Source organism: Mesorhizobium sp. B1-1-5 (genome assembly GCF_006443065.1).
GTDB lineage: Bacteria > Pseudomonadota > Alphaproteobacteria > Rhizobiales > Rhizobiaceae > Mesorhizobium.
In genome coordinates this window covers 1-10,953 of the sequence record NZ_VFWS01000151.1, presented here as the reverse complement: position 1 = coordinate 10,953, position 10,953 = coordinate 1, and the positions used below count along the sequence as shown (strand labels likewise).

The window sequence follows — 10,953 nt, the reverse complement described above, 5'->3', positions numbered from 1 at the left end:
GTGGGGGAGATGCCCGGCAGGGCAGAGGGGGGCACGAAGGAACTCGGCGTCTGGATGTTGCGCGCGGATCCGCGCGCAACATCAGAGTAGCTACTCAAACACAATAGCTTGCAGCGCGCCGCCGTTGCGCTTCAGCCAGTCCTTGCAGCGGTCGGTATCCGGGCACAGTTTCTCGCACAGCTTCCAGAATTTCGGGCCGTGGTTCATCTCCTTGAGATGCGCCACCTCATGCGCCACGAGGTAGTTTATCACCGCCGGCGGCGCCATCATGATGCGCCACGAGAAGGAGAGATTGCCCTCCGAGGTGCATGACCCCCAGCGGCTGGAGGTATCCTTATACCTTATCGCCTTGGCACGCTTGCCGATCGTCTCGGTGTGCTTGATCACCAGCCTCTCGATTTCCTTCTTGGCCTCGCGCTTGAGGTAATCGCCGATGCGGCGCGGCAGGTGGATGCGCTCGCCATGGACGATCAAGAGCGGGCCGCGATCATCGCGCGCGACGGTGACGGTGCCGCGCTTCGAACGCTCGTGCACGATGCGGTGCGGTACGCCGCGGATCGGGATCCGGATGCCCGGGCGCACCTGCGGCCTCGTCGGCACCTTGGCCAGCCGCTGCTCCAGCCAGTCCTGGTGGCGGTCGAGGAATTTCTCGACCTCGCCCCGGCGCAGGCCGGGCGGCACGGTGACACGCAGGCCCTGGCCGCCGGAATCGATGCGCAGCGTGAGCCGCCGGGCCCTGGCGCTCTCAACGATTTTGAGCGGCAGCGTGCGGCCGGCGACGCAATGCTCGCGCTCGACGACAGGCGTGGGCTTTGGCTTGGTCAGGTTGCGAAGGAAGCCGAGGGTCATGGCTGGACGATACGCGATTCGAAAAAAACGGCCAGTGGAGGGAAGCTACATAGAGAACAAAAAAGAAACGGCGCCGCTAAACGCGACGCCGCATATCATACCGAGACGTGTCGCCGGATCTCAGTCGTCGAGCAGGTTGGTACCTTTACCACCCTCCGGACCCGCCTTCTCGTTCGAGCCGGTCGAGGTTGGCGCGGTCGACTTGTTGCGGTTGGCCATGAAGCGGTCGAACTCTTCCTGGTCCTTGGCTCGGCGCAGTTCGCGGGCGTACTCGTCGAACTCGGAGAGCATCCCGTCGAGCTTGCGGCGCTCCTCGGCGAGGCGCTCCAGCTCCTTCTCGCGCCAATCGTCGAAGGCGACGTTGCCGGTGCGGGCCGAGCCGTGGCCCCAGCGGGCCGCCTTCTCGGAGCGACGACGGCAACCGGCGAAGATGCCGTCTGTGGTGCGGTTGACGTCGCGCTTGAAGCCTTCCAACCGATCGCCCCAGATGATGTAGGCGAGCATGGCGAAGCCGAGCGGCCAGAACACCATGAAGCCGATGACCATCAGCGCGATGGTGGCCGGCGTCCAGGCCGGACGGATCAATGCACTTGTGTTCATTTTCTCCCAATCCTTCCATTGGAGACAGCCAAACCGGCTGCGTGGAATCGAAATGGGAAGGCGAAATCGGCGATTCAAGGCAAACCCGCCCAAAACCGGCGAAGCGCCTGAAATGATTATCGCTTTTTGAGCTTCTCGAGGAAAAGCACCGCCATTCCGGCGACGAGCCCCCAAAATGCGGCGCCGACGCCGAAGAGCGTGAGTCCCGAAGCCGTCGCGGCGAAGGTGACGGTGGCCGGCATGCGTTCGGCCTCGTCCTTCAGCGCGATCGACAGCGCGTTGGCCAAGGGCGCCGTCAAGGCGAGCCCCGCGACCAGCACGATCAGGCTTTGCGGCAGGACGGCGAAGATCGCCACCAGCGAGGCGCCGAAGATCGCGAAGATAAGATAGGCGAGCGCGTAGAACGGCCCGGTCTTCCAACGTTCGGCCGGGTCGGGATGGACATCGGGGCCGGTGCAGATAGCGGCCGAGATCGCCGCGAGATTGGTGGTCGCGGCGCCGAACGGCGCCGAGAGCAGCGAAAACAGGCCGGTGACGCCGATCAGCGGACCGGGCTCCGGATGGTAGCCCGCGGCGCGCAGCACCGCGAGACCGGAAAGGTTCTGCGAGGCCATGGTGACCAGATAGAGCGGCAGGGCAAGGCCGATGATCGCCGAGGCGGTGAATTGCGGCGCAATCAATGTCAATGTCGACAGTTCCGGCGCCGGCAGGCTGCCGACGCGGCCGGTGAGGAAAGCGGCGAGGCCGCCGCCGATCAGCACCACCAGCACCGATAGAGCCGGGTTGAACAGGCGGATGACGAAGAAGGCGGCGATCAGCGGCAGGATCAGCCAAGGGTCGGCCGGAATGGCTTTCACCGCATTGACGGCGAAGCTGACCAGGATGCCGGCCAGCATGCCGGACGCGACCGAAGGCGGGATTTTCGCGATCAGCCTGGTCAACGGCTTGAACAGGCCGGTGGCGACCAGAAGGACGCCGGTGACCATGAAGGCGCCGACGGCCTGCGGCATCGTAAACCCGCTGGAGGCCGCGATCAGCGCCAGGCCGGGCGTCGACCAGGCGGTGATGACCGGCATCTTGGTGCGCCAGGAGAGCCACAGACATTCAACGACCATGGCCAGGCAGATCGCCGTCACGCCGCTCGCGGTCTCGATCTGCGTGGCGCCGACCGCCTTGGCGGCGGCGATGACCAGGGCCAGCGTGCCGCCGAAGCCGACGATCGCCGCGACGAAGGCGGATATCGGGATGGAGATGCGCATTATCCGGCCGCCCGCTTGACCATGTCGCCGACGGCCCGCTTGAGCATGTCGAGATCTTCGGGGCGGGACAGGCGATGATCGCCGTCCGGGATTAGCGACAGCGTCATATCGTCGGCGGGCAGCATGGATGCGAGCTTCAAGGCATGGCCGGACGGCACGTCCGGGTCGGCCAGGCCCTGCAGGATGTGCACCGGGCAATGGGTGTCGATCGGCCCGGTCATCACCCGGTTGGCGCGGCCGTCCTCGATCAGCGCGCGCGTGTAGATATAGGGCTCGTCCGAATAATCGGACGGCTCGGCGAAGAAACCCTTTTCCTTCAGATCCTGCCGCTGCGCGTCGGTCAGCACCGGCTCGATCAGCTCGACGGTGAAGTCCGGGGCCGGGGCGAGCAGCACCAGGCCGGCAACCCTCGTGTCGCCCGCCTTGCGCAGTTCCTGCGCCATGCGCAAGGCGATCCACGCCCCCATCGAGGAGCCGACCAATACCTGCCTGCCCTTGCTGAACCGGCGAAAGACGGCGAGGCTCTCGGCCAACCATTTCGAGATCGTACCGTCGGCGAATTCGCCGCCCGACTTGCCATGGCCGGAATAGTCGTGTCGCAGACAGGCGTGGCCTTCGCTCGCGGCCCAGGCGGCAAGCGTCTGCGCCTTCGTGCCCTGCATGTCGGACTTGTAGCCGCCGAGCCAGACCACGCCGGGCGCGGCGCCCGGCATCTGCCTGACGGCGATGCCCGACCCGTCCACATCGATGAAAACCGGAGCGCTGGCGGCCATGAGCTTGTCCTTCCCGCCGGTCTTTTGGCACAGGCGGTGGTTCAACGAAAAGTGCTCGCGGCGTTTCTTTGCTTGGTGCAGACAATTACCAGGCAGCAGGTGATTTTGCGGCGCGGCTATGCTATTGACTCACGCCCCGCGCTCCCCACATAGGCGCGTCCACCTACTTTTGTCTAAAGAACCCAGAACGAAACGGCCGAGGAGACCACGACCATTCGCAGACCTTTCAAAGCAGCGGCACCCACCAAGGACGGGCCGCGCTCCAACCGAGACATCCGGGTGCCCCGGGTCCAGCTTATCGACGCCGACGGCCAGAACCGAGGCGATGTTTCCATCAACGACGCGTTGCTGCTGGCCGAAGAGGCTGGGCTCGATCTGGTCGAGATATCGCCCAACGCGGTGCCGCCCGTCGTCAAGATCCTCGATCTCGGCAAGCTGAAATACGCCAACCAGAAGAAGGCGGCCGAAGCGCGCAAGAACCAGAAGGTCATCGAGATCAAGGAGATCAAGATGCGCCCGAACATCGACAGCCATGACTACGAGACCAAGATGAAGGCCGTGCGGCGCTTCTTCGAGGAAGGCGACAAGGTCAAGCTGACGCTGCGCTTCCGCGGCCGCGAGATGGCGCATATGGAACTCGGCATGCAGCTTCTGAACAAGGTGCGCGAGGAAGTTGCGACGATCGCCAAGGTCGAGGCGGAGCCGAAGCTCGAAGGCCGCCAGATGATGATGGTTCTGGCGCCGCGCTAAATCCCGCCAAAATTAGGGTGCAAGGCGTCCCGACGATCGGCGGGGCGCCTGTTTTCTATCCGATCGCTCTCAAACTCGACGATCGGGTAGCCGATCGCGAGCAAATCGACGATCGGGTTGGGTCATGACCGATGAAGCGAAGTCCGAGCCCGCCGGGCAAACAGAAGGCCTTGGCGGCTATCAGCACATGCGCCGGATCGTGCTGGCGGTACTGATTGTAGTGCTGTTCTGCGCATTGCTGTTCGGCCAATCGAGCTTCCCACCCGAGACCTTGATTCATGAGTCGATCGAGATGTTCGGCGTGCTCTTGATCTTGCTCGGCATCGTCGGTCGGCTGTGGTCGACGCTCTATATCGGCGGGCGCAAATCGGCCGAAGTGGTCACCGGCGGCCCCTATTCGATCACCCGCAACCCGCTCTATCTGTTCTCGACCTTGGCTGCCGCCGGCGTCGGCGCGCAGATCGGCTCGTTCAGCGGCATCATCCTGTTTTCGCTTCTGTGCGCCGGCGCCTTCCACATCGTCATCCTGCGCGAGGAGCGGTATCTGAGGGAACTGCTCGGCGCGCCTTACAAGGCCTATCTGGCCAAGGTGCCTCGGTTCTTTCCTAACCTTGCGCTCTACCAGGAAGGCGATACCGGCGGCTTCAGGCCGCGCCTGCTCTTGAACACGCTGCTCGACGGCCTGGTGTTCCTGGTGGCGCTGCCCGCCTTTGAGTTGATCGACGGAATGCAGCAGTCGGGGATGCTGCCGGTGTGGTTCACGCTGCCTTAGGTTTAGGGTGGCCGATATTCAGGTGAGGCCGGCCTGCGAGCCGCGCTTCCTGCGCTTCCGGTGCTCACGTACTTGAACGTACGCTCCGCTCCGGCCTACGCCGTTCTCGGCTCGGCCTGACCTGAATCTCGGCCACCCTACTGGCGCATCGGCAAATGGAACGGCGCGTTAGTTGAGGTGTTGCACGCCGGCCATCTTTGATCTATAGGACCGCCGTTCCAAGAAAACCGCCCGGCAGGGCATGCCGTGGCGGTTTCATTTGCTTTTCGGGCTTTGGTCGGCCCGAAGCGAGACAAGAAGCGCGATGGTGCGCCACCAATACGGAGTAGCAAAATGCCCAAGATGAAGACCAAATCGGCCGCCAAGAAGCGGTTCAAGATTACTGCCACCGGCAAGGTGCTGTCGGCTGCCGCCGGCAAGCGCCACGGCATGATCAAGCGTTCCAACAAGTTCATTCGCGATGCCCGCGGCACGATGGTTCTGGCTGAACCGGACGGCAAGAAGGTCATCAAGAATTTTCTGCCGAACGGCCTCTGAGCATTTCGGTCTGGACAGCGTTTAAGGAGATCATGACATGGCACGCGTAAAGAGAGGCGTCACCGCCCACGCCAAGCACAAGAAGGTTTTGAAGGCCGCCAAGGGTTTCTACGGCCGCCGCAAGAACACCATCCGCATCGCCAAGCAGGCGGTGGAGAAGTCGCTGCAGTACGCCTACCGCGACCGCAAGAACCGCAAGCGCTCGTTCCGCGCGCTGTGGATCCAGCGCATCAACGCCGCGACCCACGAGCATGGCCTGACCTATGGCCGCTTCATCGACGGCCTCAACAAGGCCGGCATCGAGATCGACCGCAAGGTCCTTTCGGACATGGCCATCCACGAGCCGCAGGCTTTCGCCGCGCTGGTCGCCAAGGCCAAGGTCGCGCTCGAATATCTGAAGAACACCACGCCGAATGCTTTTGAGAGCGCTGTCGCCTAAGCCAGCGCTTCCCAAGCATACGCAATTCTGATTTGGGGAACCCGCGCTGGCACGGCTGGCGCGGGTTTTTCTTATGCCTGATGTAACCAAAATGGCGACGACGAAACCGAAATGGTGACTGTCGCCCGATCGAGAGAGCTTCGCCGTGAACGCCACTGCTGGAAATCTTGAAGCCCTGGAAGGCTCGTTGCTCGCCGAAATCGCGGCGGCCGCGGACGAGGCCGCGATCGAGGCGGTGCGCGTCTCTGCGCTGGGCAAGAAGGGTTCCGTCTCCGAAATGCTGAAGACGCTGGGCGCGATGAGCGCCGAGGAGCGCCAGGTGAAGGGGCCGGCGATCAACGGCCTGAAGAACCGCGTCACCGAAGCGCTCACCCAGCGCAAGGCGGAACTGAAGGATGTGGCGATCGCGGCCCGGCTCGCGGCTGAGAAGGTCGATGTCACGCTTCCCGTTCGCCAGTCGCCGGCCGAGCGCGGCCGCATCCATCCGATCAGCCAGGTGGTCGACGAGATCGCGGCGATCTTCGGCGACCTCGGCTTCGCCATCGCCGAAGGCCCGGATATCGAGACCGACTATTACAATTTCACCGCGCTGAATTTTCCCGAGGGACATCCGGCGCGCGAGATGCACGACACCTTCTTCTTCCAGCCGGACGAGAAGGGTGAGCGCAAGCTGTTGCGCACGCACACCTCGCCCGTGCAGATCCGCACGATGGAGAAGCAGAAGCCGCCGATCCGCATCGTCATCCCCGGCAAGACCTACCGGCAGGATTCCGACGCCACCCACTCGCCGATGTTCCATCAGGTCGAGGGGCTGGTGGTCGACAAGTCGGCCAATGTCGCCAACATGAAGTGGGTGCTGGAGGAGTTCTGCAAGGCCTTCTTCGAGGTGCCGTCGGTCAAGATGCGCTTCCGTCCGTCCTTCTTCCCGTTCACCGAGCCCAGCCTCGAGGTCGACATCCAGTGCGACCGCTCGCGTCCGGGTGAAGTGCGCTTCGGCGAAGGCTCCGACTGGATGGAAATACTGGGCTGCGGCATGGTGCACCCAAACGTGCTGCGCGCCGGCGGGCTCGACCCCGACGAATATCAGGGCTTTGCCTGGGGCATGGGCATCGACCGCATCGCCATGCTGAAATACGGCATGCCGGACCTGCGCGCCTTCTTCGACGCCGACGTGCGCTGGCTGTCGCATTACGGCTTCCGGCCGCTCGACCTGCCGACGCTGTTCGGGGGGCTGTCGACATGACCGCACCCCACACCGGGGGCTGTCGCTGCGGCGCGGTGCGGTTCGAGGCCTCGGCCGAGCCGCACCACATCAGCTATTGCCATTGCGGCGATTGCCGGCGCGCCAGCGGCGCGCCGGTGTCGGCCTTTGTCGGCTTCATGGCCGATCAGGTCGCGCTCAACGGCAAATCGCTGAAAAGCTATCGCAACGGCCCGGTGGAGCGCACGTTCTGCGGCATCTGCGGCTCGCCGATCGCCTATCTCGACCAGCGGCTCGACAACCAGATCTATTTCATGCTCGGCGCCATGGACATGCCGGCCTATTTCAGGCCGACCGTGCATGCGCATGTGCGCGAGCAACTGCCCTTCCTGCACATGCCCGATGCGCTGCCGCGCGAGCTGAAGACCAGCGTGCCCAGACCTGATGGGCAAGGACCGAACGGAACAGAAACATGAAATTCACCCTTTCCTGGCTCAAGGACCATCTCGAGACCGACGCCTCGCTTGCCGAGATCGTCGAGCGGCTGACGGCGATCGGCCTCGAGGTCGAGCATGTCGACGACAAGGCCGGCCTAAAACCCTTCGTCATTGCCAAGGTGCTGACGGCGGTGCAGCATCCCGATGCGGACCGGCTGCGCGTGCTGACCGTCGACACCGGCGACGGCAAGCCGCCTGTTCAAGTCGTATGTGGCGCGCCCAATGCCCGCGCTGGCCTGATCGGCGCTTTCGCGGCGCCCGGCACCTATGTTCCCGGCATCGACGTGACGCTCTCGGTCGGCAAGATCCGCGGCGTCGAAAGCCACGGCATGATGTGCTCGGAGCGCGAGCTGGAAATCTCAGACGAGCATAACGGCATCATCGATTTGCCTGAGGATGCGCCGGTCGGCACCAGCTTCGCCGCCTACGCGCATCTCGACGATCCGGTCATCGAGATCAATCTGACGCCGAACCGCCCGGATGCGACCAGCGTCTACGGCATCGCGCGCGACCTCGCAGCGAGCGGGCTTGGCCGGCTCACCGGCGGCGGGATCATGCCGCATGCCGGCGAAGGCCTGTGCCCGGTCAAGGTCATGATCGAGGCGCCCGAGCTCTGTCCCGGCTTCGCGCTGACGCTGGTGAAGGGCGTCAAGAACGGTCCGTCGCCGAAATGGCTGCAGCAGCGGCTGATCGCCATCGGGCTCAGGCCGATCAGCGCGCTGGTCGACATCACCAACTATGTCACCTTCGACCGCGGGCGGCCGCTGCATGTCTTCGATGCCGCGAAGGTCGCCGGCAACCTCGTGGTGCGGCGCGCCAAGGACGGCGAGAAGGTGCTGGCGCTGGACGGCCGCGAATACACGCTGACGCCGGAGATGTGCGTGATCGCCGACGACAATGGCGTGGAATCGATCGCCGGCATCATGGGCGGCGAGCATTCGGGCTGCGACGAGAACACCACCGACGTGCTGATCGAATCGGCGCTCTGGGATCCGATCGCCACGGCCCGCACCGGCCGCGCGCTCGGCATCATCACCGACGCGCGCTACCGCTTCGAGCGCGGCGTCGATCCCGAGTTCATGGTGCCGGGCGTCGAGCTGGCAATCAAGCTGGTGCTCGATTTCTGCGGCGGCACGCCTTCTGAAATCGAGGTTGCCGGCTATGCCGGCCACAAGCCGAAGATCGTCTCCTTCCCGCTGTCGGAAGTGAAACGGCTGACCGGCATCGAGGTGCCGAGAGAGGAAGCCCTTGGCATCCTGACCCGGCTCGGCTTCGAGCCGAAAGGACTGAGCGACGTCGTCAAGGTGGAGGTGCCGTCCTGGCGGCCGGATGTCGACGGCAAGGCCGACCTGGTCGAGGAGGTGATGCGCATCCATGGCGTCGACAACATCTTGGCCCAGCCGCTTACCTCGCATGACGCAGTCAACGGCAAGATCCTGACCACACTGCAGGTGCGCACCCGCGCCGCCAAGCGCGCGCTCGCCGTGCGCGGCATGATGGAGGCCGTCACTTGGTCGTTCATCCCCGCAAGACACGCCGAGCTGTTCGGCGGCGGCCAGACGGCGCTCAAGCTCGCCAACCCGATCGCCGCAGACATGTCCGACATGCGGCCGTCGCTGCTGCCGGGGCTGATCGCGGCCGCGCAGCGCAATGCCGACCGCGGCATCGGCGATGTGGCGCTGTTCGAAGTCTCGGGCACCTATGAGGGCGATGGCGCCGACCAGCAGCGGCGCGTCGCCGCCGGCGTGCGGCGCGGCACGGCCAAGCTCGACGGCTCGGGCCGCAGCTGGTCCGGCAATGCCGGGCCGGTCGGGGTGTTCGACGCCAAGGCGGACGCGATCGCCGCGCTCGAAGCCTGCGGCGCGCCGGTCGACCGGCTGCAGATCGAGCCCGGCGGCCCAGCCTGGTATCATCCCGGGCGCTCGGGCACGATCAAGCTCGGCCCCAAGACGGTGCTCGGCACTTTCGGCGAGTTCCATCCGAGGACGCTGGACGGCCTGGACGCGTCAGGTCCGATCTGCGGATTCGAGGTTTTCGTCGACGCCGTGCCGGAGCCGAAGGCCAAGCCGACGCGCACCAAACCGAAGCTGGAGCTCTCGCCCTTCCAGGCGGTGAAGCGCGACTTCGCCTTCGTCGTCGACAAGACGGTCGAGGCCGGCACGCTGGTGCGGGCAGCGCTCGCGGCCGACAAGAAGCTGGTCACCGGCGTTTCGGTGTTCGACGTGTTCGAAGGCGCCTCGCTGGGGGCGGCCAAGAAGTCGATCGCCATCGAGGTGTCGATCCAGCCGGTCGAAAAGACGCTGACCGACGAGGACTTCGAGGCGCTCGCAAGACGCATCGTCGAGAACGTCAACAAGCAGACGGGCGGCGTGCTGAGGGCGTAGGGCATTGCGCAGCGATGGCGAATCGCTCTCCAAAGGGCGATGCACCATCTCCGCTATTCCGGCCTCCGCTTCGAGGAACAGCGCGCGGCCTTCCTGGCCATCATCGCGGCCGATCCGCTGCTGGATGAAACGCTGGCGCGTGTGCGCGAGCTTGCGCTGCCGGATTGGCTGGTGGTTTCCGGCGCGCTCTACAACAGCGTCTGGAACCATCTGACCGGCAAGCCGCCGGGCTACGGCATCAAGGATGTCGACCTGTTCTATTTCGACGACGCCGACTTGTCCTACGAGGCCGAGGATGCCGTGATCCGCCGGGCGGCAGAACATTTCGCGGGGTTGACGCTGCCGGTCGAGGTGCGCAACCAGGCGCGGGTGCATTTGTGGTATCCGGTAAAGTTCGGGCAGGAGTGCCCGCGTTATGCGAGCGCGAGCGAGTCGGTGAGCTATTTTGCCTCGAAGACGCATGCGGTGGGGGTGCGGTACGATGCCGACGGAGCCTTGGAGCTGGTGGCACCGTTCGGGCTCGACGATCTTTTTTCGTTTCGCATCACGCCGAACCGGGGGCTGGATAATCAGCGGACGCACGAAGCGAAGGGGAGAAGGGCGCAGGAGTATTGGCCGGAGATTAGTGTGGTGGCTTGGTAGGGGTGCAGGGATAAGATACGGCGGCGCGAGGCCCCCCTCTCTGGCCTGCCGGACATCTCCCCCTCAAGGGGGGAGATCGATGTCGCGTCCGCTTTCGCTAATAATCGAGGCAGGAAGGGCGCCGGCGCCCAAGCTGCCAATCTCCCCCCTTGAGGGGGAGATGTCCGGCAGGACAGAGAGGGGGGCCTCGCGCCGACCCTTCAAAGGGGCGCCGAAGCGCCCCTTCCATTGTCGCTCACCCGTTCACCAA

General features: G+C 64.7%; 12 protein-coding genes. 8 read left to right on the top strand and 4 right to left on the bottom strand.

The window, feature by feature from the left end:
* Positions 1-90: 90 nt before the first annotated feature.
* The 4 genes from FJ980_RS27265 to FJ980_RS27250 form a co-directional block, all read right to left on the bottom strand.
* Positions 91-849, bottom strand: a complete 759-nt coding sequence (locus tag FJ980_RS27265; RefSeq protein WP_140546774.1) for a M48 family metallopeptidase — start codon at positions 847-849, stop codon at positions 91-93.
* A gap of 120 nt (positions 850-969) precedes the next feature.
* Positions 970-1,449, bottom strand: coding sequence for a DUF2852 domain-containing protein (locus tag FJ980_RS27260; RefSeq protein WP_140546773.1), 480 nt, complete (start codon positions 1,447-1,449; stop codon positions 970-972).
* A 116-nt stretch (positions 1,450-1,565) separates the two neighbouring features.
* Complete coding sequence (locus FJ980_RS27255; RefSeq protein WP_140546772.1) at positions 1,566-2,708, bottom strand: benzoate/H(+) symporter BenE family transporter; 1,143 nt, start codon at positions 2,706-2,708, stop codon at positions 1,566-1,568.
* A complete protein-coding gene (locus FJ980_RS27250) occupies positions 2,708-3,481 on the bottom strand; it encodes an alpha/beta hydrolase (protein WP_140546771.1) in 774 nt (257 codons plus the stop codon). Before FJ980_RS27250 ends, FJ980_RS27255 begins: the two co-directional genes overlap by 1 nt.
* A 213-nt stretch (positions 3,482-3,694) precedes the next feature.
* On the opposite strand from FJ980_RS27250, the gene infC reads away from it, so the two are divergent.
* From infC to FJ980_RS27210, 8 genes are all read left to right on the top strand, one after another.
* A complete protein-coding gene (gene infC / locus FJ980_RS27245) occupies positions 3,695-4,231 on the top strand; it encodes a translation initiation factor IF-3 (protein WP_095767981.1) in 537 nt (178 codons plus the stop codon).
* 124 nt (positions 4,232-4,355) lie between these two features.
* The gene (locus FJ980_RS27240; protein ID WP_140546770.1) at positions 4,356-5,003 is read left to right on the top strand and encodes an isoprenylcysteine carboxylmethyltransferase family protein; all 648 of its coding nucleotides are present in this window, start codon (positions 4,356-4,358) and stop codon (positions 5,001-5,003) included.
* Between the two features lie 333 nt (positions 5,004-5,336).
* The gene (rpmI, locus tag FJ980_RS27235; RefSeq protein WP_027166935.1) at positions 5,337-5,540 is read left to right on the top strand and encodes a 50S ribosomal protein L35; all 204 of its coding nucleotides are present in this window, start codon (positions 5,337-5,339) and stop codon (positions 5,538-5,540) included.
* Positions 5,541-5,577: 37 nt separating this feature from the next.
* Positions 5,578-5,979, top strand: coding sequence for a 50S ribosomal protein L20 (gene rplT / locus FJ980_RS27230; RefSeq protein ID WP_042637600.1), 402 nt, complete (start codon positions 5,578-5,580; stop codon positions 5,977-5,979).
* Between the two features lie 145 nt (positions 5,980-6,124).
* The gene (pheS, locus tag FJ980_RS27225; RefSeq protein ID WP_140546769.1) at positions 6,125-7,222 is read left to right on the top strand and encodes a phenylalanine--tRNA ligase subunit alpha; all 1,098 of its coding nucleotides are present in this window, start codon (positions 6,125-6,127) and stop codon (positions 7,220-7,222) included.
* Positions 7,219-7,656: a GFA family protein gene (locus FJ980_RS27220; RefSeq protein ID WP_140546768.1), complete on the top strand. Its 438-nt coding sequence runs from the start codon at positions 7,219-7,221 to the stop codon at positions 7,654-7,656. The genes pheS and FJ980_RS27220 overlap by 4 nt, the downstream gene beginning before the upstream one ends.
* Positions 7,653-10,061 (top strand): phenylalanine--tRNA ligase subunit beta, encoded by a 2,409-nt coding sequence (gene pheT, locus FJ980_RS27215; protein WP_140546767.1) that lies wholly within the window; start codon positions 7,653-7,655, stop codon positions 10,059-10,061. The genes FJ980_RS27220 and pheT overlap by 4 nt, the downstream gene beginning before the upstream one ends.
* A gap of 39 nt (positions 10,062-10,100) precedes the next feature.
* Positions 10,101-10,703, top strand: coding sequence for a nucleotidyltransferase family protein (locus tag FJ980_RS27210; protein ID WP_140546766.1), 603 nt, complete (start codon positions 10,101-10,103; stop codon positions 10,701-10,703).
* Positions 10,704-10,953: the final 250 nt, after the last annotated feature.